At 64.4% G+C, this 21,913-nt stretch carries 30 protein-coding genes; 2 read left to right on the top strand and 28 right to left on the bottom strand.

Going from position 1 to position 21,913, the window contains the following annotated elements:
• Positions 1 to 106: 106 nt before the first annotated feature.
• Complete coding sequence (locus tag E3N86_RS10140) at positions 107 to 2,017, top strand: acyltransferase family protein (protein WP_241980698.1); 1,911 nt, start codon at positions 107 to 109, stop codon at positions 2,015 to 2,017.
• Here the strand turns inward: E3N86_RS10140 and E3N86_RS10135 are convergent.
• From E3N86_RS10135 to E3N86_RS10090, 10 genes are all read right to left on the bottom strand, one after another.
• Positions 1,902 to 3,116, bottom strand: coding sequence for a GNAT family N-acetyltransferase (locus E3N86_RS10135; RefSeq protein WP_134511897.1), 1,215 nt, complete (start codon positions 3,114 to 3,116; stop codon positions 1,902 to 1,904). The genes E3N86_RS10140 and E3N86_RS10135 overlap by 116 nt on opposite strands.
• A 131-nt stretch (positions 3,117 to 3,247) precedes the next feature.
• Complete coding sequence (gene rplQ, locus E3N86_RS10130) at positions 3,248 to 3,763, bottom strand: 50S ribosomal protein L17 (protein WP_104171770.1); 516 nt, start codon at positions 3,761 to 3,763, stop codon at positions 3,248 to 3,250.
• Positions 3,764 to 3,809: 46 nt separating this feature from the next.
• Positions 3,810 to 4,799: a DNA-directed RNA polymerase subunit alpha gene (locus E3N86_RS10125; RefSeq protein WP_104100945.1), complete on the bottom strand. Its 990-nt coding sequence runs from the start codon at positions 4,797 to 4,799 to the stop codon at positions 3,810 to 3,812.
• Positions 4,800 to 4,983: 184 nt separating this feature from the next.
• On the bottom strand, positions 4,984 to 5,382 hold the full coding sequence (rpsK, locus tag E3N86_RS10120; protein ID WP_022883249.1) for a 30S ribosomal protein S11: 399 nt from the start codon (positions 5,380 to 5,382) through the stop codon (positions 4,984 to 4,986).
• Between the two features lie 44 nt (positions 5,383 to 5,426).
• On the bottom strand, positions 5,427 to 5,801 hold the full coding sequence (gene rpsM / locus E3N86_RS10115; protein WP_134363338.1) for a 30S ribosomal protein S13: 375 nt from the start codon (positions 5,799 to 5,801) through the stop codon (positions 5,427 to 5,429).
• A 151-nt stretch (positions 5,802 to 5,952) separates the two neighbouring features.
• The gene (gene rpmJ / locus E3N86_RS10110; protein ID WP_035834639.1) at positions 5,953 to 6,066 is read right to left on the bottom strand and encodes a 50S ribosomal protein L36; all 114 of its coding nucleotides are present in this window, start codon (positions 6,064 to 6,066) and stop codon (positions 5,953 to 5,955) included.
• A gap of 66 nt (positions 6,067 to 6,132) precedes the next feature.
• Positions 6,133 to 6,354: a translation initiation factor IF-1 gene (gene infA / locus E3N86_RS10105; protein WP_055965022.1), complete on the bottom strand. Its 222-nt coding sequence runs from the start codon at positions 6,352 to 6,354 to the stop codon at positions 6,133 to 6,135.
• A 155-nt stretch (positions 6,355 to 6,509) separates the two neighbouring features.
• Positions 6,510 to 7,661 (bottom strand): mannitol-1-phosphate 5-dehydrogenase, encoded by a 1,152-nt coding sequence (locus E3N86_RS10100; protein ID WP_134511896.1) that lies wholly within the window; start codon positions 7,659 to 7,661, stop codon positions 6,510 to 6,512.
• Entirely contained in the window at positions 7,658 to 8,098 is a 441-nt protein-coding gene (locus E3N86_RS10095; protein WP_104171767.1) for a PTS sugar transporter subunit IIA, read from the bottom strand. Before E3N86_RS10095 ends, E3N86_RS10100 begins: the two co-directional genes overlap by 4 nt.
• Positions 8,095 to 9,570 carry a PTS mannitol transporter subunit IICB gene (locus E3N86_RS10090; protein ID WP_104171766.1) on the bottom strand — a complete coding sequence of 492 codons (1,476 nt, stop codon included), beginning with the start codon at positions 9,568 to 9,570 and terminating at the stop codon, positions 8,095 to 8,097. The genes E3N86_RS10095 and E3N86_RS10090 overlap by 4 nt, the downstream gene beginning before the upstream one ends.
• A 181-nt stretch (positions 9,571 to 9,751) precedes the next feature.
• Here E3N86_RS10090 and E3N86_RS10085 point away from each other — a divergent pair, with 181 nt between their 5' ends.
• Complete coding sequence (locus E3N86_RS10085) at positions 9,752 to 11,674, top strand: BglG family transcription antiterminator (RefSeq protein WP_134511895.1); 1,923 nt, start codon at positions 9,752 to 9,754, stop codon at positions 11,672 to 11,674.
• A gap of 13 nt (positions 11,675 to 11,687) precedes the next feature.
• On the opposite strand, the gene E3N86_RS10080 is transcribed toward E3N86_RS10085, so the two are convergent.
• From E3N86_RS10080 to rplV, 18 genes are all read right to left on the bottom strand, one after another.
• Positions 11,688 to 12,017 carry a PTS sugar transporter subunit IIB gene (locus tag E3N86_RS10080; RefSeq protein ID WP_134511894.1) on the bottom strand — a complete coding sequence of 110 codons (330 nt, stop codon included), beginning with the start codon at positions 12,015 to 12,017 and terminating at the stop codon, positions 11,688 to 11,690.
• Between the two features lie 468 nt (positions 12,018 to 12,485).
• On the bottom strand, positions 12,486 to 13,316 hold the full coding sequence (gene map / locus E3N86_RS10075; protein WP_134511893.1) for a type I methionyl aminopeptidase: 831 nt from the start codon (positions 13,314 to 13,316) through the stop codon (positions 12,486 to 12,488).
• A 55-nt stretch (positions 13,317 to 13,371) separates the two neighbouring features.
• A complete protein-coding gene (locus E3N86_RS10070) occupies positions 13,372 to 14,031 on the bottom strand; it encodes an adenylate kinase (RefSeq protein WP_134511892.1) in 660 nt (219 codons plus the stop codon).
• Positions 14,028 to 15,350 (bottom strand): preprotein translocase subunit SecY, encoded by a 1,323-nt coding sequence (secY, locus tag E3N86_RS10065; RefSeq protein WP_104171762.1) that lies wholly within the window; start codon positions 15,348 to 15,350, stop codon positions 14,028 to 14,030. Before secY ends, E3N86_RS10070 begins: the two co-directional genes overlap by 4 nt.
• 98 nt (positions 15,351 to 15,448) lie before the next feature.
• Positions 15,449 to 16,006, bottom strand: a complete 558-nt coding sequence (rplO, locus tag E3N86_RS10060; protein ID WP_104100954.1) for a 50S ribosomal protein L15 — start codon at positions 16,004 to 16,006, stop codon at positions 15,449 to 15,451.
• Positions 16,006 to 16,188 carry a 50S ribosomal protein L30 gene (gene rpmD / locus E3N86_RS10055; RefSeq protein WP_174235710.1) on the bottom strand — a complete coding sequence of 61 codons (183 nt, stop codon included), beginning with the start codon at positions 16,186 to 16,188 and terminating at the stop codon, positions 16,006 to 16,008. Before rpmD ends, rplO begins: the two co-directional genes overlap by 1 nt.
• Positions 16,188 to 16,865, bottom strand: coding sequence for a 30S ribosomal protein S5 (gene rpsE, locus E3N86_RS10050; RefSeq protein ID WP_134511906.1), 678 nt, complete (start codon positions 16,863 to 16,865; stop codon positions 16,188 to 16,190). The genes rpmD and rpsE overlap by 1 nt, the downstream gene beginning before the upstream one ends.
• 35 nt (positions 16,866 to 16,900) lie before the next feature.
• The gene (gene rplR, locus E3N86_RS10045) at positions 16,901 to 17,272 is read right to left on the bottom strand and encodes a 50S ribosomal protein L18 (protein WP_134342143.1); all 372 of its coding nucleotides are present in this window, start codon (positions 17,270 to 17,272) and stop codon (positions 16,901 to 16,903) included.
• A 2-nt stretch (positions 17,273 to 17,274) separates the two neighbouring features.
• Positions 17,275 to 17,811, bottom strand: coding sequence for a 50S ribosomal protein L6 (gene rplF / locus E3N86_RS10040; RefSeq protein ID WP_104100956.1), 537 nt, complete (start codon positions 17,809 to 17,811; stop codon positions 17,275 to 17,277).
• A 6-nt stretch (positions 17,812 to 17,817) separates the two neighbouring features.
• Entirely contained in the window at positions 17,818 to 18,216 is a 399-nt protein-coding gene (gene rpsH / locus E3N86_RS10035) for a 30S ribosomal protein S8 (protein ID WP_104100957.1), read from the bottom strand.
• Positions 18,217 to 18,334: 118 nt separating this feature from the next.
• Positions 18,335 to 18,937, bottom strand: coding sequence for a 50S ribosomal protein L5 (rplE, locus tag E3N86_RS10030; protein ID WP_134511891.1), 603 nt, complete (start codon positions 18,935 to 18,937; stop codon positions 18,335 to 18,337).
• Entirely contained in the window at positions 18,937 to 19,296 is a 360-nt protein-coding gene (gene rplX, locus E3N86_RS10025; protein WP_104171759.1) for a 50S ribosomal protein L24, read from the bottom strand. The genes rplE and rplX overlap by 1 nt, the downstream gene beginning before the upstream one ends.
• A gap of 3 nt (positions 19,297 to 19,299) precedes the next feature.
• Positions 19,300 to 19,668, bottom strand: coding sequence for a 50S ribosomal protein L14 (gene rplN, locus E3N86_RS10020; protein WP_104100960.1), 369 nt, complete (start codon positions 19,666 to 19,668; stop codon positions 19,300 to 19,302).
• A gap of 33 nt (positions 19,669 to 19,701) precedes the next feature.
• The gene (gene rpsQ / locus E3N86_RS10015; protein ID WP_104100961.1) at positions 19,702 to 20,001 is read right to left on the bottom strand and encodes a 30S ribosomal protein S17; all 300 of its coding nucleotides are present in this window, start codon (positions 19,999 to 20,001) and stop codon (positions 19,702 to 19,704) included.
• 2 nt (positions 20,002 to 20,003) lie between these two features.
• Complete coding sequence (gene rpmC, locus E3N86_RS17720; RefSeq protein WP_134342141.1) at positions 20,004 to 20,342, bottom strand: 50S ribosomal protein L29; 339 nt, start codon at positions 20,340 to 20,342, stop codon at positions 20,004 to 20,006.
• Entirely contained in the window at positions 20,342 to 20,761 is a 420-nt protein-coding gene (gene rplP, locus E3N86_RS10005) for a 50S ribosomal protein L16 (protein WP_104100963.1), read from the bottom strand. The genes rpmC and rplP overlap by 1 nt, the downstream gene beginning before the upstream one ends.
• 2 nt (positions 20,762 to 20,763) lie before the next feature.
• Positions 20,764 to 21,525 (bottom strand): 30S ribosomal protein S3, encoded by a 762-nt coding sequence (gene rpsC, locus E3N86_RS10000; RefSeq protein WP_104100964.1) that lies wholly within the window; start codon positions 21,523 to 21,525, stop codon positions 20,764 to 20,766.
• Positions 21,525 to 21,890, bottom strand: a complete 366-nt coding sequence (rplV, locus tag E3N86_RS09995; protein WP_104100965.1) for a 50S ribosomal protein L22 — start codon at positions 21,888 to 21,890, stop codon at positions 21,525 to 21,527. The genes rpsC and rplV overlap by 1 nt, the downstream gene beginning before the upstream one ends.
• Positions 21,891 to 21,913 lie beyond the last annotated feature (23 nt).

Genomic DNA, 21,913 nt, shown 5'->3' with positions numbered 1-21,913 from the left:
AAGTGTACGGTCCGGTCCGGGTTATCGTAGAACCCGGACTTCGGTCCCCACCTGTCATGAAAATCTGCCGCCCCCGCCCTCTGACCCTCATCCGGACTCCGTGAACGTGCCCACCAAACGCCTGGCCGGTCTCGACGGCCTGCGTGGCATCGCCGTCGTTCTGGTCGTGGTGTTCCACTTCTTCCCCGCGGTCCTTCCCGGCGGATTCATCGGGGTCGACGTCTTCTTCGTGATCAGCGGGTTCCTGATCACGGGCCTCCTCATCACCGAACGGGACGAAACCTCGCGGATCGCGCTCGGTCGATTCTGGAAACGGCGGGCGCTGCGCCTGGTGCCGCCACTGGTCCCGCTGGTGCTGATCCTGTGCACTGCCGCCTGGCTGATCGGCGGCGACGTGCTGGTGGGCCTCGGCTGGCAGCTGCTCGGCGCGATCACCTTCGGCTACAACTGGGTATCGATCGCCGGGTCGGCGAGTTACTTCAGCGCCACGGCGCCGGAACTGTTCCGCAACCTGTGGTCGCTGGCGGTGGAGGAGCAGTTCTACCTGGTCTGGCCGTTCGCTCTCCTCGGCCTGCTGCTGGTGAGGAGCGGCCGGCTTCGCCTGGCACTCGTCGCCGGCCTGGCCCTGGCCTCTGCCGTCTGGATGGGGCTACTGTACGACCCCGCCGACCCCACCCGGGTGTACTACGGCTCGGACACGCACAGCTTCGGGCTCTTCACCGGTGCCGCGCTCGCGCTGCTGCTGCGCCGTTCGGGCCTCCCGGGCGGCACGGCACCCCGCCTCGCCGCCCTGCGCGACCGCTGGCGGCCGTGGCTGGGTCGGCTCGCCCTGGCCGGGGTTCTGGCGGCGGCGTTCGCCCTGCCCGACACCGGCCTGGCGACCTATCGAGGCGGACTGATGCTGGTGAGCCTGCTGACCGCGGTCGTGATCTGGGCGGCCGTGCGCGGGCCAGGCTTCGGCCAGGCGCTGGATACCGCGCCGCTGCGCTACCTGGGTGAACGCTCCTACGGCATCTATCTGTGGCACTGGCCGGTGCTCGTGCTCGCCCAGGGGGCGTGGCCGGCGGCCGCCGCGTCGCCGACCGTGCTGACGAGCATCGGAGTCGGGGTGCTGGCGGGCGCGCTGACGCTGCTGGCGGCCGGTGGATCGTACCGCTGGCTGGAACTTCCCGTGCGCACGAAGGGGGTGCGCGGCAGCATCCGTCGCCTGCGGCAGAGCACGAGCGGTGCGCGCACGATCCGCATGCCCGGCAGGCTCGTCTGGTTCGGCCTGTTCGGCGCCGCCGCGCTGTTTCTGGCGACCGGCACGACCGCGGCGCTGCTCACCGCTCCCGCCCAGACGAGCGCCCAGAGCGAGATCGAACGCGGCCAGAAGGCACTGGATGCTGCGCAGCGGCAGGCCGTGCAGAACGCACGGCGCGCGTCCCGGCCGGCCGTCAGCGCCATTGAACGCGCGGCGCCCGGGGACCTGATCACGGCCGTGGGCGACTCGGTGATGCTCGCCTCGGTCCCCGAGCTGCAGGCCGGCTTCCCGGGGATCGCGATCGATGCCACCGTCTCACGGGGCATGGGGGCTGCCCCCGACATCCTGGCCACCCAAGCCGAGGCCGGCACGCTCCGGCCGGTGGTCGTCGTGGGCCTCGGCACCAACGGGCCGATCCGTTCGAGTCAGCTGGCGGCCATCCGCGCGGTAATCGGCCCGGACCGGGAGCTGATCCTGATCACCGCCTTCGCCGAACGTGACTGGACGGCCGGGGTCAACGCCAGCCTGGCCGAGTACGCTGCCCGGCACCGCACGGTCGAGCTGGCCGATTGGAGCACGGCGATCGCCTCGCACACGGATGTGCTCGCAAACGACAACATCCATCCCGGTCCGGCCGGCGGTCGGATCTATGCCGACGTCATCCGGGCCGCTCTGGAACGGCTCGCCGAGCCGCCGCCGCAGCCGGGCCTCGAGGCGTATCGCCTGCCCGACCCTGCCGGGTCACCCTCTTTCCGGCCGCCGCTGCTGCCGTGACCAAGGCCGGGTCGGCCGGGTCGGCGGGTGCGGGTCCCGGGTGGGACTTGAGCTCAATGGTGAAGGCGAGACTGCGGGTGGTGGGCGTGAAACCCATGCCGAGGTACAGGTTCAGCGCGCCGGTCGGACTTTCGGAGTCGACGACCAGGGTCGCCCGGGCCAGACCCTCGGTGCGTGCGGCATGCAGATGCGTGCCGAGCAGGGTCAGGGCGATGTGTTTACCCCGCCATCCGTCGATGACGCCGACGAGGTCAACGTGGCTGCCGGTGTAGCCCTGGTTCAGCCAGTCGTCCTCGTTGACCGTGGCCAGGGTGAAGCCCACGACCTTCGGGGTGCCGTCGGGGCCGGCCGCGAGGGCCAGGTATGAGAGGTCGGGGCGGAATTTGCGACTCGTCACGAAGGAGTCCCAAGCATCGTCGCTCATCGGCTGGCTGGCCCAGTGATCCCGGAACGACGAGTCGCGCGCTTCGTGAACGGCCGCAGAGAGCTCCGAGGTATACCGGATGACGCGGATGTCAACCGGAAGGTCGATCTCGGGGATCGGCTCGTCGAGGCGCCGCTCGAGGGACTGGAAGTATCGGGCGCATTCCATGCCGAGGCGCCGGAACAGACGGGTGCTGCGGTACGCGGTCTCGTCGGTGTAGGCGAGGATCCAGCGTGGAACCGAGGGATCGTCGGTGGCGAGCTGCTGCTCGGCCCGGCCCAGCTGCCACGCGAGCAGCTCGCGGCCGATTCCGCGTCCGCGGTAGTCGGGGTGCACCCCGCCGACCAGGATCGCGCGGGCCAGCGTCTCGCGCGGCGGCGCCATCACCATTCCCATCGCCACGAGGGTGCCGTCGGCGGCGAACCCGATCAGGGAATCCCGCTCCGGATGGAAGTACGACAGACCGAAATCCCGCTCGATTCCCTCCCGCGTCGTCAGGTGGTATGGATGGTCCGCCTTGCCGACCGCTCGGGTGAACCGCCACAGATCGTCGGCGTCCGACACCGTTGCCGGACGCCACCGGGCGATCTCAGGGTGGGCGGGCCCCGGCGCGTCGGGCGTCAGGGCTGCACGCCGCCGCGGGCCCTGATTCTGGGTTCCGGTCGGGCGTTCCATGGCCGACATCGTAGCCGGGGCCCCGCGTGGGCGCTAGCCCGTCGCCGGGGCACAAAGAGAGGGACCCGACCGAAGTCGGGCCCCTCTCAATTCAACACAGCGATTCAGCTGAGCCGATACAGCGCTGGTGCTTACTTGGATTCCTCAGCGGCAGCGACATCATCCTCGACGACGTCAGCTTCGACAGCAGCATCCTCGACGACGACCTCGGCCGGAGCCTCGGCAACGGGCGCTGCCGCGGCAGGCTTGGAAGCAGCCTTGGCGGAGGAGCGCTTGACCTTCGGGGTGACGGGCTCGAGAACGAGCTCCATCTGCACCATCGAAGCGTTGTCGCCCTTGCGGAAGCCGAGCTTCGTAATGCGGGTGTAACCGCCCTCACGAAGGGCAACCTGAGGTGCGATCTCGGTGAAGAGCTCGTGCACAACGGTCTTGTCGCCGATAGTGGCAAGCACGCGACGACGGGCGTGCAGGTCACCCTTCTTTGCGAAGGTGATCAGTCGCTCGGCGACCGGACGCAGGCGCTTGGCGCGCGTCTCGGTCGTCTTGATGGACTTGTGGGTGAATAGGGATGCGGCCAGGTTGGCGAGCATGAGGCGCTCGTGGGCCGGTCCGCCTCCGAGGCGGGCTCCCTTAGTGGGCGTAGGCATTGGTTATCTCCAGTATCAAAGTCGAAAGTCAGTCTGAACGACTGCTTTAGATGGTTTCTTCGTCGTAGCCGCTGTAGAAGTGGGCGCCATCGAATCCGGGCACCGAGTCCTTCAGGGACAGGCCGAGCTCAACGAGCTTGTCCTTGACCTCATCCACCGACTTCTGTCCGAAGTTGCGGATGTTCATCAGCTGGGTCTCCGAGAGGGCGACCAGTTCGCTGACGTTGTTGATGCCCTCGCGCTTGAGGCAGTTGTACGAGCGAACCGACAGATCGAGGTCTTCGATCGGAATCGACAGCTCGGTCGACAGCACGACATCGACCGGCGCGGGGCCAATTTCGATGCCCTCGGCGGCGGTGTTCAGCTCACGGGCCAGACCGAACAACTCGGTCAGCGTGCGACCGGCGGATGCGATGGCGTCGCGAGGCGAAATCGCCGACTTGGTCTCCACGTCAACGACGAGGCGGTCGAAGTCGGTGCGCTCACCGGCACGAGTTGCCTCGACGCGGTAGGTGACCTTGAGCACGGGCGAGTAGATCGAGTCGACCGGAATCTGGCCGGCCTCAGAGTACTCGTTGCGGTTCTGGGTCGCCGACACGTAGCCGCGGCCGCGTTCGATGGTCAGTTCGAGTTCGAACTTGGCCTTGTCGTTCAGCGTGGCGATGACCAGCTCGGGGTTGTGCACCTCGACACCGGCCGGAGCCGAGATGTCGGCGGCCGTGACCTGGCCGGCACCCTGCTTGCGCAGGTACGCGGTGATGGGCTCGTCGTGCTCGCTGGAGATGACGAGGCCCTTGATGTTGAGGATGATCTCGGTGACGTCTTCCTTGACACCGGGAACGGTGCTGAACTCGTGCAGCACACCGTCGATCCGGATGCTGGTGACAGCGGCTCCGGGGATCGATGATAGGAGGGTGCGGCGCATCGAGTTGCCGAGTGTGTAACCGAAACCAGGCTCAAGAGGTTCGATGACGAACCTGGATCGGAACTCCGAGATGTTCTCTTCGGTGAGCGTGGGGCGCTGTGCAATAAGCACTGTTGATTCCTTTCGGCTAAGTGTCCGCTATATGACACCTGCGTGGCGAGGTTTTGAGTTGTGTGTCTCTCGACAAGCCCGACAATCGAGCACATCGTCGAACGAGGGAGGGGTGATGCCCCACGACCCGCCACAGCCGGGCCCGTCCTGTGACGGGCCCGGCCGATGGCGAGATGCCGGTTGGTTAGACGCGACGACGCTTGGGCGGACGGCATCCGTTGTGCGCCTGGGGGGTGACGTCGTTGATCGAACCGACCTCGAGGCCGGCGGCCTGGAGCGAACGGATCGCGGTCTCGCGGCCCGATCCCGGTCCCTTGACGAAGACGTCAACCTTCTTCATGCCGTGCTCCTGCGCCTGGCGGGCAGCCGACTCGGCAGCCAGCTGCGCGGCGAACGGGGTCGACTTGCGCGAACCCTTGAAGCCGACTCCACCCGAGGACGCCCAGCTGATGACCGCACCGGTGGTGTCAGTGATCGAGACGATGGTGTTGTTGAAGGTGCTCTTGATGTGGGCCTGGCCCACAGCGACGTTCTTCTTTTCTTTCTTGCGCGGCTTCCGAACGGCCGACTTTGGTGCTGCCATGAATTTCTCCTGAATCCTAAAGGCGAGACGGGCCAGGCCGAGGCCTAGCGCGCCTTCTTCTTGCCGGCTACGGTACGCTTCGGGCCCTTGCGGGTGCGAGCGTTGGTCTTGGTGCGCTGGCCACGAACGGGCAGGCCCTTGCGGTGGCGGATGCCCTCGTAGCTGCCGATCTCGACCTTGCGGCGGATGTCAGCGGCAACCTCACGGCGGAGGTCACCCTCAACCTTGAAGGTTCCTTCGATGTAGTCACGGAGGGCGACGAGCTGATCGTCACTCAGGTCCTTGACTCGGATGTTTCCATCGATTTCAGTGTCGGCGAGGGTCTTGAGTGCCCTCGTGCGGCCAACACCAAAGATGTAAGTCAGTGCAACTTCCACGCGCTTATCGCGAGGAATATCAACGCCGGCTAGACGTGCCATTGTGGCTTCTCCTGTATATGAGTGGAGGTCTGTGACAGTGCCTGTTCATCGGCCTCCAACCGATGGTGTCCCCCCGAAGGGTTCCCGGCACTGCTATTTTATGTATTCAGTTGCATCTCGACCGACTCGACCGTGATCGAGCCTGGCGAGATCAGCCCTGACGCTGCTTGTGACGAGGGTTCTCGCAGATGACCATCACGTTGCCATTACGGCGGATGACCTTGCACTTGTCGCAGATCTTCTTGACGCTGGGCTTGACCTTCATGGTGTGTCCTTGTATTCGCTGTCTTCGTACCCCAGGAACGCCTCGGGCCGTTACTTACAGCACTCTCTACTTGTAGCGGTAAACGATCCGGCCGCGAGTCAGGTCGTACGGGCTCAGCTCCACGATCACACGATCCTCAGGGAGAATACGGATGTAGTGCTGACGCATCTTGCCTGAAATGTGGGCAAGAACTTTGTGGCCGTTGCTCAACTCGACGCGAAACATCGCGTTGGGAAGAGCTTCGACTACCGCGCCCTCGATTTCGATGACACCGTCTTTTTTGGCCATAACTCACTATCGCTAGGGTATTGATTGCTGGTCGTGCGTGGATTGTGGTGCACTGATACGCCGCATACGTGCGCACAAGACACCAAGGATTTACTCTATGGTACGGAGTTGCCTTTTGGCAATTCTTCCCTATAATCCCTCGGGGGATTCTCCGCTCAGAGGGCCTTCTGCACCGCGGCCACGACCAGGACCACGTCGGCGAACAGCGGATGCGCGGCGTCCAGGCCGCACACCGACGCGGTGAACGATTCGGCTGTCTCGTCGCGCAGCATCCGTTGCAGCAGGGCGCTCTGCTCATCGTCGGCGACGTCGAACCGGAGTGCGGCTTCGACGGCTGCGAGCAGCGCGACCGGGCGGGTGCCGTGTTCGGCGATCTCGGCGGCAGGGCCGATGAACCGTTCGTGGCGGCTGAGCTTGCGCAGCGGCTGGCGGCCGACGCGCTCTACCGTGTCGGGCAGGGACGGGTTGGCGAAGCGCACCAGGATCTTCTCCCGATAGGCGCGCTGGGCGTCTACGTCGAGGCCGTGCTTGGCCACGAGCAGGGCCGAGGTTTCCTCGAGCACCGCTCGGACGCCGTCCAGCACCGCCGGCACCAGGAGCGCGTCGGAGATCTTGGAAGCCCCGGCGACACCGCCGAGGTAGGCGACGGTCGCGTGTCCGGTGTTCACCGTGAACAGCTTGCGCTCGATATACGGCGCGAGATTGTCGACGAAAGTCGCACCCGGGATGACCGGCACGGCGCCGTTGAAGGCGCCCTGCTCGATGACCCACTCGTAGAAGGCCTCGACGGTTACGTCGATGCCGTCGCTCTCGGCCTGGCCGGGCACGATGCGGTCGACTGCCGTGTTGGCGAAGACGACGCGCTCGGCCACAGCCGCTCGCTCCGGCTCCGGCACGTTGGCCCAGATCTGTTCGGCGATGACATCCGTGGCGTTGATGGCGTTCTCGCACGCCATCACGGCCAGGGGCGGCAACTCGGCCGACCGCCGCCCCAGTCCGGCCGCGATGACCGGTGCCACGAAGCGGAGGACGGTGGGGCCGACCGCGGTGGTGACGATATCGGCCGTCGCGATCTCGTCGATCAGTGCGGCCTCATCCGTGGCGCTGTTGATGGCCCGGAAAGTGTCGACCACGCGGGTGGTCGACACTTCCCCTGCCTCGTGCACGGCGTAGCTGCCGGCAGCCTGCAATGCGTCGATCAGGGAGACATTCACATCGGCGAAGACAACCTCGTATCCGGCATCGTGAAGCAGGAGGCCGACAAATCCGCGGCCGATGTTCCCTGCACCGAAGTGAATGGCCTTCATTCTGCGTTTACCTCCTCGAGGAGCATGAAGATGTCCTCTGCTGTGACGGCGTCAATCAATTTCTGCACTTCGTCCTCGTCCGAGAAGACGATCGCGATCTTCTGCAGGATTTCGAGGTGCTCATTGTTGAGCCCCGCGATCCCGACGGCGAAACGCACCTGCTGGCCGTTCCAATCGATCGGTTCGGCGTAACGCACGAGCGACAGGGCCGACCGGACGATCGACTCCTTGGCGTCGTTGGTCCCGTGCGGGATCGCCAGGAAATTTCCCATGTAGGTCGACACGCTGGCTTCGCGGTCGAACATCGAGTCGACGTAGTCTTCGCGCACGGCGCCTGCGGTGACGAGCAGGGCGCCGGCCTCACGGATTGCGTCGAGCTTCGTGGTGGCCGACCCCGCGGCCACGACGTTGCCCAGTTCCAGAATGCGGTCGGTCATCGCGCTACCTCCTCGGCCGCCTGGCCCTGAATCAGGGCGACGACGTCATCGTATTTCGGGCTGTTCATGAAATTCTCGACCGAGACATGCGTCGAGTCAGGAGACTTCGACTGGGCCCGGGCGGTCAGGTCCTGGTGCGTGATGACCAGGTCGGCCGTGCCGTCGAGGTTCGCGATCGCCTGGTTGGTCACGGTGATGCCGTCGAGACCGGCCTTCTTGATCTTGTTACGCAGCACCGAAGCGCCCATGGCGCTGGAGCCCATTCCGGCGTCGCACGCGAAGATGATGTTCTTGACACGGCGAGCGGTGGTGGCCGAAGTGCCGGAGGCTCCGAGGCCGCCGAGGATGGTGCTGGCCTTGCCCTTGTTTGCTTCGGTCTTGGCGATGGCCTCGGCCATGTCACCGGTATCGCCCGCGGTCAGGTCGCGCTTGCGGCTGGCACGGAGGATGACGGCTGCGATCAGGAATGACACCGTGGCGGCGCCGATGACGGAGAGGATGACGCCGACATAGCTGCCCGGGGCGGTCTGGATCAGGATAGCGATGATGCTGCCGGGTGAGGCTGGGGCGCGCAGGCCGGTTGCGAAGGCCACGTTGATGGCGACACCGGTCATGCCGCCGCCGACTGCGGCGAGGAGCAGTGCCGGCTTCATCAGCACGTACGGGAAGTAGATCTCGTGGATGCCGCCGAAGAAGTGGATGATGATGGCGCCCGGTGCGCTTGCCCGTGCGATGCCGACTCCAAAGAAGGAGAAGGCGAGCAGGATGCCCAAGCCGGGGCCGGGGTTCGCCTCGAGCAGGAACAGCACCGACTGGCCGTTTTCAGCAACCTGCTGCACACCGATCGGCGTGAGCACGCCATGGTTGATGGCGTTGTTGAGGAACAGGATCTTGCCGGGCTCGATGAAGATGCTGGCGATGGGCAGCAGGCTGTTGGAGACGAGCCAGTCGACGATCATCTCGAGGAAATTGCTGATCCCGGTCACGAGCGGGGCGATTCCGAAGAACGCACCCAGCGCGAGGATCATTCCGAGGATGCCGGACGCGAAGTTGTCGACCAGCATCTCGAACCCGGGCTTGATCTTGCCGGCCCAGAGGCTGTCAAGCTTCTTCAGGAGGTACGCGGATCCCGGGCCGACGATCATGGCGCCGATGAACATCGGGATCTCGCTGCCCACGATGACACCCATGGTCGCGATCGAGGCGATGACCGCACCACGCGTTCCGTAGACCATCCGGCCACCGGTGTTGGCGATCAGGAGCGGCAGCAAGTACACGATCATCGGTCCGACGAGCGTTTCCAAGGTCGCGTTCGGGGTCCAACCGGTCGGAATGAAGAATGCGGTGATCAATCCCCACGCGATGAATGCAGGGATGTTGGGCATGACCATTCCGCTGAGGAAGGTTCCGAAGCGCTGAACGTGCACACGGGTTCCTCCGCTCTTGGTCTTGGTAGCTGACGTCGTCGTCATTTCTCTGCCTTTCGTAGGGATGCGATGAGGAGTTACCCCGTCACGTTGCGACTTATTCAAGTCTGACCAAGGTGGTCGTGCGGGGCCACCAGAGACTTTTCCGCACCCCCGGAAATCTCGTGGCAGAGATCCGGCCAGGAGCGGCGTGGGAGACTTGCTTTTTACTTGGGAGTTTCATGCGATGAGCGACAAACAGACACGGATGCTGGATTTTCTGTCGCAGACACCGGCCTGGGTTACCGCCGGCGAGCTTGCCGACCTCCTGGGCGTCACGCCCCGAACCGTGCGCAGCTACGTCACGAACCTGAAACTGGCAGCCGGGCCGCTCGAGATCATCGAGTCGGGGCCGGCCGGGTACCGGCTGGACCTCGAGGCGTTCGCCGTGTTCCGCGCCAGGGGGCGCATTCCCTCGGACGAAGCCGAGACCCCGACGGATCGCCTTTACGCTTTGGTGCGCCGGCTCACGGAGTCCCACGAGGGGCTCGACGTCTACGCTCTGTCCGCCGAGCTGTTCGTCAGCGACTCCACGATCGACTCCGACCTGACCAAGGTGCGGCAGCTACTGCCCGCCACCGGGCTCACGCTCACCCGCCACGGCAGCGTGGTCACGCTCGCCGGCTCCGAGACCGACCGGCGGAGGCTGCTCAGCCGGCTGTTCCGCGAGGAGAGTTCGCGCGGTCTGCTCGAACTCCAGGCGATCCAGCGCGAGTTCGCCTCCGAGAGCCTCGGAGAGTTCAAGACGGATCTGATCGCGATGCTCGACTCGCAGGGGTATTTCGTCAACGAGTACGGCACCAACGACGTTCTACTCCATGTCGCCATCGCCATCGACCGGGTCACGAGGCGCACCTCACCCGTGGTGGCCGAGACCGCGGCATCCGTCGGCTCCCCCGACGCGATGACCCTCGCCCTCTCCGGGCTGATCGTGCGCCACTTCCACGTCGAACTGGGTGTCGGTGACCTCGACTACATCGCACTCCTGCTCAAGACCCGGGTGATCACACCCGGGCAGGACCAGCCGGCGCAGGTTCTGATCGAGAGCTTCGTCCGCCCCGAAGATCTCGACGCCGTGCGCCGGATCGTCGGCCAGGCCGGGGACGAGTTCCTGCTGGACCTCGCGGAGGAGAACTTCATCGTGAGGCTCACGCTGCACGTGCGCAACCTGATCAACCGGGCGACAGACCGCTCGTACTCGCACAACCCGCTCACCAGGTCGATCAAGACGTCCTACCCGATGATCTATGAGGTCGCCGTCTACATCGCCAGCCAGTTGCAGCGGCAGGAGCAGATCGTGATCAACGACGATGAGATCGCGTACATCGCGATGCACGTCGGTGCCCACCTTCAGCAGCAGTCCCGGCGCGAGGAGCTGGTCACGTGCGCTCTGATCTGCCCGAACTATTACGACATGCACGTGCTGCTGCGCGAACGGATCGAGCGGGTCCTCGGTGACGAGCTCGAAGTTGTGTCGGTGGTCACCCGCAGCGACGTCGACTGGAAGGCCCTGGATGCGAAACTCGTGCTCTCCACCATCGAACCGCAGTCGCCGGCCGAGGCCGTCATCGTGATCCAGCCGTTCCTGACCGAGGCCGACATCGACCGCGTGCGGAAGGCCGCCAGCCGCATCCGTCGTCTTCGCCGTCGCGCCGATCTCAAGGACGAGCTGCTGCAGTTCTTCGACGAGTCTCTGTTCGCGCACAACTTCCACGCCGCTGACGAGACCGCGATGATCCGCGCTCTCGGCGAACGGATGATCGCACACGGCGATATCGACGAGAGCTACATCGACGGCGCGATCGAGCGCGAGCTCATGTCGTCGACGGCGTTCACGGACAACGTGGCGGTGCCGCACTCGATGTCGATGACGGCAATCCGTACCTCGATCGCCGTCGTGATCAACGACACTCCCATGGCGTGGGGCGAGAACCGCGTCAACGTGGTGGCGATGGTCGCTTTCAGCGCCGCCGGGCGCAAGAGCTTCCAGACCGTCTTCGACCAGTTCGTGGAGGTCTTCTCAGACCGGGCCGACGTGCAGCGGCTGGTCAAGCGGTCGGTGGACTTCGCATCCTTCATCGACGAGCTCGTGCACCTGATGGACCAGTAGGCCACCAGTCGGGCTACTTCTTCGTTTCAGCCCAGTCACGCGTCTTGTACGCATAGATCGCGGCATCGAGCGCTTCGTCGCCGTTCTGCGAGGCGAAGACGCTCTCCTCCAGCAGGGCGATGCCGACCCCGGCGTGCACGGCCTGAAGGCGGATCTTCTCAAACCGGGGTGCCAGGTGGGGACCCACCAGAAGCACGTCGACCGGGCCGAGGGAGGCCGGCAGATCCGATTCGCTCCCCGCGAAGACGTGGACATCCAGACCGCGGGCCGCGGCGGTGTGCCGAACCCGATGTGCAACAAAGGCACTGGAGGCGCCAGCACCGCAGACGATGAGAATCTTCATGGAATCGCTCTTTCCCTGAGCCGCGACGGACGGTTTGCCCTCTTCTCCATCCTCCCGCCTCCGGAGTCCCGGAGAGACCAGATCCCCTCCCCCGAGCGCGGCTGGTTCGGGCCGTGTGCGGCTCCGGGAGCGGGTTCCGATTGCCGCGGGTGAGGAGCGATCGCGGGTGGCGGGTGAGTGGCGATTGGTCCATTTCTCGGACAGGCGAGAAGTTGACCGCAGCGCGGGGTGGATGCGCGCTGCAACCGCCGTCTCGTACGAGTCCGGAGCCCGGGGTCGACTCACCCCGAACGAATTCGACGGAGATTCTGCCCAAAACACCGCTTTCGGGCACGAAAACGGGTGTTTAACCCAAAATCTCCGTCGAATTGGTTTGGCATCGGGCACGACGTTGCGCGTGCGGAACGGCGTCCACGCAGTGCGGTGAGATCCGACGTTCCGTGTGCGGCTGGTTCGGGCCGTGTGCGGCTACGGGAGCGGAACGGGCGTGATGCCGAGCGGGGCCAGCCCCGCAGCGCCGCCGTCGGCGGCGGTGAGCACCCAGATGCCGTCCTTGTGCACGGCCACGCTGTGCTCCCAGTGCGCGGCGGCCAGGCCGTCGCTGGTGGCGACGGTCCAGTCGTCGTCGCGCACGAACGTCTCGATAGATCCCATGACGACCATGGGCTCGATCGCGATCACGAGACCGGGCTTCACGTCCGGACCCTTCTGGCGAACGCGATAGTTGAACACGGGCGGGGCCTCGTGCATGGACCGGCCGATGCCGTGGCCGACGTAGTCGGTGAGGATTCCGTAGTCGCCCTGAGACTCGACGTAGTCCTCGATGGCATCGCCGACCTCGTTGAGGTGACGCGCCACCGCGAGCCGGGCGATCCCGTGCCACAGCGACTTCTCCGTGACGTGCGACAGTTTCTCGCGCTCGGCGACGACCTCGGGCCGGGCCGGGTCCGGAATCACGAAGGAGAAGGCCGCGTCGCCGTTCCAGCCGTCGATGATGGCGCCGCTGTCGATCGACACGATGTCGCCGGCGGCGAGCACGCGAGCCCCCGGGATGCCGTGCACGACATCCTCGTTGACGGACGCGCAGACCGTGTGGTGGTAGCCCTGCTCCAGCTTGAAGTTCGGCAGGCCGCCTCGAGCCACAATGGCCGCCTCGGCGGCCGCGTCGAGCTCGAGGGTGGTCGCACCGACCCGGATGGCCGCCCGGGCCGCATCCAGGGATGCGGCCGTGGCCAGTCCGGGCGCGATCATCAACCGCATCTGCGCCGGCGACTTGTAGATGGATCGTCGAAGGCTCATCGTGAAGATCTCTGCAAACTGCTGAGGACGCGCACGCTGGGCGTGCACGACCGGGTTAGGAGGCGCTGGCTGCGTCTCCGCTGGTGACGGGCACGCTGGTGACGGGCACGCTAGTGACGGGCACGCTGGTGACGGGCACGGAGAGTCCGCGCTTGGTCAGAGCCGCAAGGATGCGCCCGGTCACTTCGTCGACGGCACCGAGGCCGTCGACCGTGACCACGAGACCGCGGGAAGAGTAAACGTCGATCAGAGGAGATGTCTGCTCCTCGTAGACGGAGAGGCGGTGCCGGATGACGTCAGCGGTGTCGTCCGCACGCCCCTGCTCGGCGGCACGCTTGAGGAGTCGGGCGACGACCTCTTCGGTGTCGGCGACGATAAGCACGACGGCGTCGAGTGCGTCACCGTCGGCCTCCAGCAACCGGTCCAGTTCCAGAACCTGCTCCTGCGTGCGCGGGTAGCCGTCCAGCAGGAATCCCTCGGTGGCGTCGGGCTGCTGCAACCGATCGGACACGATCGCGTTGGTGAGGGAATCGGGCACGTACGCGCCGGCATCCATGAACGCCTTGACTTGAAGACCCAGCTCGGTGTCGTTCTTCACGTTGAAGCGGAAGATGTCACCGGTGGAGATGGCCGGAACGTCGAAGGCCTCGGACAGGCGCTCGGCCTGAGTTCCCTTGCCCGCGCCGGGCGGGCCGATCAGCAGCAAACGGGTCATCGGAGAAGCCCTTCGTAGTGGCGCTGCTGGAGTTGCGCGTCGATCTGTTTGACCGTCTCGAGTCCGACACCGACCACGATCAGGATGCTGGCGCCACCGAACGGGAAGTTCTGGTCGGCTCCGATCGCGGAGAACGCGATCAGCGGCAGCAGGGCGATCAGGCCCAGGTACAGGGCACCGGGCAGCGTCACCCGGGTGAGAACGAAGTCCAGGTACTCGGCAGTCGGACGACCGGCACGGATGCCCGGGATGAATCCGCCGTACTTCTTCATGTTGTCGGCGACCTCTTCGGGGTTGAAGGTGATCGCGACATAGAAGTAGGTGAATCCGACGATGAGGAGGAAGTACAGCGCCATGTAGAGCGGATCGTTGCCCTGCGTGAGGTTGTTGGTGACCCAGGTGACCCACGCTGCCGGCGCCTGTCCGGCCGCCGGCTGGTTGAACTGCGCGATCAGGGCCGGAAGGTACAGCAGTGACGACGCGAAAATGACGGGCACGACGCCGGCCATGTTCACCTTGATCGGGATGTACGTGTTGTTCCCGCCGTAGGTGCGGCGTCCGACCATCCGTTTGGCGTACTGCACCGGGATGCGACGCTGGGACTGCTCGACGAAGACCACCGCGGCGACCACGACCAGACCGACCGCGATCACGATCATGAGGATGTCGAGGCCCTTCTGCTGCCCGATGGAGGCGAGCGATCCCGGAAAGAGGGCTGCGATCGAGGTGAAGATCAACAGTGACATGCCGTTGCCGATGCCGCGCTCGGTGATGAGCTCACCCATCCACATGATCAGGCCGGTGCCGGCGGTCATGGTGATGACCATGAGCATGATGGCGTACCAGGCGTCGTTGGTGAGCAGCTGCGAGCACTCGGCGCTGGCGGACGTGCCGTAGAGCGCTCCGCTGCGGGCCACCGTGATCAGCGTCGTCGACTGAAGGATCGCGAGGGCGATGGTGAGGTACCGAGTGTACTGGGTGAGCGTGCCCTGTCCGGACGCGCCTTCCTTGTGCAGTGTCTCAAAATGTGGGATGACCACGCGCAGGAGCTGCACGATGATCGAGGCCGTGATGTACGGCATGATGCCGAGCGCGAAGACCGACAGTTGCAGCAGCGCGCCGCCGCTGAAGAGGTTGACGAGCTCATAGAGGCCGCTGGCGTCCTGGTTCGCCGCCAGACACGATTGAACGTTTCCGAAGTCGACGAAGGGGGCAGGGATGAACGAGCCCAGTCGGAACAGGGCAACGATACCCAAGCTGAACCCGATTTTCCTGCGCAGGTCGGGTGTGCGGAATATCCGCGCGATGGCGCTGAACACAATGCCTCCAGTTAATAACGTGAAAAACGAGCTTGTCGAGACCAGCATCGAAAGATTTCGATTGGTGGCCTCGACAAGCTCGCTCAGCGTCTACGGACTTACTTGATTGAGCCACCCGCAGCGACGATCTTCTGCTCTGCTGAGCCGGAGACCTTATCCACTGCAATGTTCAGCTTAACCGCAATGTCACCATTGCCGAGAACCTTGACCTTCTCGTTGTCGCGAACGGCACCCTTGGCGACCAGGTCGGCGATGGTTACATCGCCGCCGTTCGGGTAAAGCTCGGCGAGCTTCTCGAGGTTGACGACCTGGTACTCGACGCGGAACGGGTTCTTGAACCCGCGCAGCTTCGGAGTACGCATGTGCAGCGGCATCTGGCCACCCTCAAACCCGATGCGCACGTTGTAGCGCGCCTTCGTACCCTTGGTTCCACGGCCGGCGGTCTTACCCTTGGATCCTTCACCACGACCGACACGCATGCGCGACTTCTTGGCTCCGGGGGCGGGGCGAAGGTGGTGAACCTTCAGAACCTGCTCGCGCTTCTCGGTCGGAGCAGCCTTCACTGCGACCTTGGCGGAGGCAGCCTTTTTGGGGGCTGCCTTCTGTGCAGTGGCGGGCTTAGCGGCTGCCGTGGCAGCTTCCTTCTCGTCAGCCATTAGTCAATCTCCTCGACCTTTACGAGGTGAGCAACGGTGTTGACGTAGCCACGGTTCTGCGAGTTGTCCTCGCGAATCGTGACTGCGCCAATGCGCTTGAGACCCAGGCTGCGAAGCGTGTCGCGCTGGTTCTGCTTCTCACTAATTTTGGACTTGATCTGTGTCACTTTGAGGCGAGCCATCAGGCACCTGCCTTTGCTGCCGCTGCAGCTGCTGCTGCTGCTGCGGCGGCGTCGGCACGCAGGAAGCGCGCCGGAGCGACGTCTTCGTACGCGAGGCCACGACGAGCCGCAACTGCACGCGGCTCTTCGAGCTGGTGCAGGGCCTCGACCGTGGCGTGAACGATGTTGATGGTGTTCGACGAACCGAGCGACTTGCTGAGGACATCGTGGATGCCCGCGCACTCGAGAACGGCGCGCACCGGGCCACCGGCGATAACGCCGGTACCGGCGGCGGCGGGACGCAGCAGGACGACGCCGGCTGCGGCTTCACCCTGCACGGGGTGCGGGATCGTCAGACCGACGCGGGGAACGCGGAAGAAGTTCTTCTTCGCTTCTTCGACGCCCTTGGAAATGGCGGTCGGCACCTCGCGGGCCTTGCCGTATCCGACGCCGACGAGGCCGTTTCCGTCACCGACGACGACGAGAGCGGTGAAGCTGAAGCGACGACCACCCTTCACCACCTTGGAAACGCGGTTGATGGTGACGACGCGCTCCAGGAACTGGCTCTTGTCGGCATCGCGGCTTCCGCGGTCCTTGTTCGGGTTGCGCTCACGACCGCCACGACGAGCCTCACGAGGCTCGTTCTGGGCAGGTGCCGTTGAGGCAGCGGTTTCGACGGGTGCCTCTGCGGCCACCACGGTCTCCTTGGTTGCTGTGCTAGCGGTTTCAGTGCTCACAGGTTCAATCCACCCTCTCGAGCTCCATCGGCGATCGCAGCGACGCGTCCTGCGTACTTGCTTCCGCCACGGTCAAATACGACAGCGTCGATGCCGGCGGCCTTCGCACGCTCGGCGACGAGTTCGCCGACCTTGCGGGCCTTGGCGGTCTTGTCACCATCGAAGGTGCGCAGACCGTCTTCGAGCGTGGACGCCGAAGCAAGGGTGAAACCCTTGCTGTCATCGACGACCTGCACGAACACGTGGCGAGCCGAACGGGTCACGACGAGACGCGGACGAAGCGCGGTCCCCTCGATCTTTTTGCGAAGACGTGCATGCCTGCGTCCGCGGGCAGCGGCCTTGCTCTTACCTCTAGTTCCGAGACCCATGGTTATTTACCACTCTTTCCGGCCTTGCGGCGAACAATCTCGCCGGCGTAACGCACACCCTTGCCCTTGTAGGGCTCCGGCTTGCGAATCTTACGGATGTTGGCGGCGACCTCGCCGACAGCCTGCTTGTCGATGCCACCGACCGTGAGGCGGTTGACGCTCTCCACGGTGAGGGTGATGCCGGCAGGTGCCTCGACGAGGACCGGGTGCGAGAAGCCGAGGGCGAACTCGATCGAGCTGCCCTTCTGGGCGACGCGGTAACCGGTACCGACGATCTCGAGAGACTTGGTGTAACCCACCGTCACCCCGATGATCTGGTTTGCGATCAGCGTGCGAGTCAGTCCGTGCAGCGAACGCGAGTTGCGCTCGTCGTTCGGGCGCGTGACGACGACGTGGCCGTCCTCGATCTTGACCTCGATGGGGTTCGCGACGGTGAGCGCGAGCTCGCCCTTCGGACCCTTGACGTTGACGCGCTGGCCTTCAGTGGCGACCGTGACATCCGCGGGAATCGGGATGGGAAGTCTTCCAATACGTGACATTGTCGGCTACCACACGTAGGCGAGAACTTCTCCGCCTACGCCCTTCTTCTCAGCCTGGCGGTCGGTGAGCAGACCGCTGGAGGTGGACAGGATGGCAACGCCGAGACCACCGAGAACGGTGGGGATTTCGGTCGACTTCGCGTACACGCGCAGGCCGGGCTTGGAAACCCGCTTGATGCCGACGATGGAACGCTCGCGGTTCGGACCGAACTTGAGGTTGAGCGTGAGGGTCTTGCCGACCACTGCATCCTTGACATCCCACGCCGAGATGTAACCCTGGGCCTTGAGAATGTCTGCGATGTTCGCTTTGAGCTTGCTGTGCGGCATGGACACGGTGTCGTGGAACGCCGAGTTAGCGTTGCGCAGTCTGGTCAGCATGTCTGCGACCGGATCTGTCATTGTCATTTGTGGTGCCTTTCTCGCCTGGTTTCGTTCATCCGTTACACGGGTGACGACCTTGGTCGTGGTGGGGCTGGACGGTTGTCCAGCCCCGGATTTGTACTACAAGAGCCAAAGAGCTACTTTACTTGGTGTTTTCGGCCGTCTTGAACGGGAAGCCCAGCGCCTTGAGCAGCGCGCGGCCTTCTTCGTTGTTCTTGGCCGTCGTCACAACCGTGATATCCATACCGCGGATACGGTCGATCCGGTCCTGGTCGATCTCGTGGAACATGACCTGCTCGGTGAGACCGAAGGTGTAGTTACCGCTGCCATCGAACTGCTTGTCGCTCAGACCACGGAAGTCGCGGAGGCGCGGAAGCGCCAGGCTCAGGAGCCGGTCGAGGAACTCCCACATGCGGTCGCCACGAAGTGTGACGTGCGTGCCGATGGGCTGTCCTTCACGCAGTTTGAACTGCGCGATCGACTTACGGGCCTTGGTGACCTGCGGCTTCTGACCGGTGATCTTGGTGAGGTCGGAGACGGCGCCATCCATGATCTTGCCGTCGCGTGCTGCCTCGCCGACACCCATGTTCACAACGATCTTGACCAGGTTCGGAATCTGGTGAACGTTGGTGAAGCCGAGGTCCTTGCTGAGCTGGGCCATGATCTCATCGCGGTACTTCTGCTTGAGACGCGGCAGGGCGGCCTCAACGGGCGCTTCTGCTGCTGCAACTGAAGTGTCGGTCATCAGAGGTCCTTCCCTGACTTCTTGGCGTAACGGATGCGGACCGTCTTGGTGACGCCGTCCTTCGTTACTTCTTCGAGGCGGAATCCGACGCGAGTCGGCTTCTTGGTCTCCGGGTCGACGAGGGCCACGTTGGACACGTGAATCGGCGCCTCCATGGTCTCGATGCCGCCGGTCTTGGTGCCGCGCTGGGTCTGGCCCACGCGAACGTGCTTGGTGACGAAGTTGATGCCCTCAACGAGGACCCTGTTCTTCTCCACCAGGATGGCAATGACCTTGCCCTGCTTGCCACGGTCTCCGCCGCGGGCCTGGGTGCGGCCGGTGATGACCTCTACGAGGTCACCCTTTTTGAGTCTGGCCATGATTTAGATAACCTCCGGTGCCAGCGAGATGATCTTCATGAACTTCTTGTCGCGAAGCTCGCGACCGACCGGTCCGAAGATTCGGGTGCCGCGGGGGTCACCTTCGTTCTTCAAAATCACTGCGGCGTTCTCATCGAACTTGATGTACGAACCGTCTGAACGACGGGTCTGCTTTTTGACGCGAACGACGACGGCCTTGACGACGTCGCCCTTCTTGACGTTGCCGCCCGGGATCGCGTCCTTGACCGTGGCGACGATGGTGTCGCCGAGGCCTGCGTAGCGACGGCCGGAGCCGCCGAGCACGCGAATGGTCAACAGCTCCTTGGCACCCGTGTTGTCGGCAACCTTGAGTCGTGATTCTTGCTGAAGCACTTTTTATACCCTTCTATCAAGTAAGCGCGAGGCTTACTTGGCCTTCTCGAGGATCTCGACCAGGCGCCAGCGCTTGGAAGCGCTGAGCGGACGGGTCTCACTGATCAGGACCAGGTCGCCGACGCCGGCGATGTTCGCCTCGTCGTGAGCCTTCAGCTTGGACGTACGGCGGATGACCTTGCCGTACAGGGGGTGCTTCACGCGGTCTTCGACCTCGACAACGATGGTCTTGTCCATCTTGTCGCTGGTCACGTAACCACGCAGCGTCTTGCGGTAGCCGCGAACGAGAGCCTCAGCCTCGGCAGCGACGACCTTTTCGTCAGTCTTCGCCATGACTAGGCCTCCTTCGTCTGGGCGGCGTCGGCCGCAGCGGAGTCGTCAACGGACTCCACTGCAGGCTTGGCCTTCTTGGTCTTCTTCTCAGCCTTGGCCGGAGCCTCGACTGGTGCGGGAGTCGGACGAATGCCCAACTCGCGCTCACGGAGAACCGTGTAGATGCGAGCGATGTCGCGCTTGACCGCGCGGAGGCGGCCGTGGCTCTCGAGCTGGCCGGTGGCCGACTGGAAGCGAAGGTTGAAGAGTTCTTCCTTCGCTTTCTTCAGCTCATCGAACAACCGCTCGTTTTCAAAAGTGTCGAGCTCGACTGAGGCGAGCTCCTTGGATCCGATCGCCATTATGCGTCGCCCTCCTCGCGCTTGATGATGCGTGCCTTCAAGGGCAGTTTATGGATAGCGCGGGTCAGCGCTTCCTTTGCGACGATGTCAGTGACACCGCTGAGTTCGAAAAGCACGCGACCGGGCTTGACGTTGGCAACCCACCACTCGACGGAACCCTTACCGGAACCCATGCGGGTTTCGGCCGGCTTCTTGGTGAGCGGGCGGTCCGGGTAGATGTTGATCCAGACCTTGCCGCCGCGCTTCATGTGACGGGTGATCGCGATACGAGCGGACTCGATCTGACGGTTGGTCACATAGGCGGGCGTGAGGGCCTGGATGCCGTACTCACCGAACGACAGCTCGGTACCACCGGTTGCGTGGCCGGTACGGCCCGGGTGGTGCTGCTTGCGGTGCTTGACTCTGCGTGGAATCAACATGGTTATGCCTCAACTCCTGCTGCAACCGGTGCCGCTGCCTCTGCGCGGGGCGCACGACGCGGTCGGTCGTCACGACGCTCGGGGCGGGTCGACTTAGCGTTGGCCTGCTCGCGAGCGAGTTCCTTGTTGGTGATGTCGCCCTTGTAGATCCAGACCTTCACGCCGATGCGGCCGAAGGTGGTCTTGGCTTCGTAGAACCCGTAGTCGATGTTCGCGCGCAGAGTGTGCAGGGGCACACGGCCTTCGCGGTAGAACTCCGAACGGCTCATTTCGGCGCCACCCAGGCGACCGGAGACCTGGATGCGAACACCCTTGGCTCCGGCGCGCTGGGCACCCTGCAGGCCCTTACGCATCGCGCGGCGGAATGCCACGCGAGCGGAGAGCTGCTCGGCGATGCCCTGAGCGACCAGCTGAGCGTCGACCTCGGGGTTCTTCACCTCGAGGATGTTCAGCTGGATCTGCTTGGCGGTGAGCTTCTCGAGGTCGGAGCGAATGCGCTCAGCCTCCGCGCCGCGGCGACCGATCACAATGCCCGGACGGGCGGTGTGGATGTCGACGCGAACGCGGTCACGAGTGCGCTCGATCTCGATGCGGGACACGCCGGCGCGGTCGAGACTGGTGCTCAACAGGCGGCGGATCTTGACGTCTTCAGCGACGAAGTCGCTGTAACGCTGGCCCGGCTTCGTGCTGTCAGAGAACCAACGCGACACGTGGTCGGTCGTGATTCCCAGACGGAAGCCATAGGGGTTTACTTTCTGACCCATTACTTCGTACCCTCCTCAGGAGTGGCGAGCACAACCGTGATGTGGCTCGTGCGCTTCTTGATCTGGAATGCGCGACCCTGTGCACGGGCCTGGAAACGCTTGAGGGTCGTACCCTCGTCAACGAACGCCTGGCTGACGAACAGGTCCTGCTCGTCGAGGAAGGTGTTGGCTGCATCAGCCTTGACTCGCGCGTTGGCGATTGCCGAGGCAACCAGCTTGTACACCGGGTCGCTCGCGCCCTGCGGCGCAAACTTCAGAATTCCCAGGGCCTCGAAGGCCTGCTTGCCGCGGATCAGGTTGACAACGCGACGAGCCTTCTGGGGGGTAACGCGGATGTGACGCACGCGTGCGATCGACTCCACCATTTCTTATCCTCCTTCACGTCCCC

Source organism: Cryobacterium sp. Hz7, assembly GCF_004402815.1.
GTDB classification, from domain to species: Bacteria; Actinomycetota; Actinomycetes; order Actinomycetales; family Microbacteriaceae; genus Cryobacterium; species Cryobacterium sandaracinum.
Note: the sequence above shows the minus strand (reverse complement) of the source record. Positions and strands in the feature narration are given on the sequence as shown.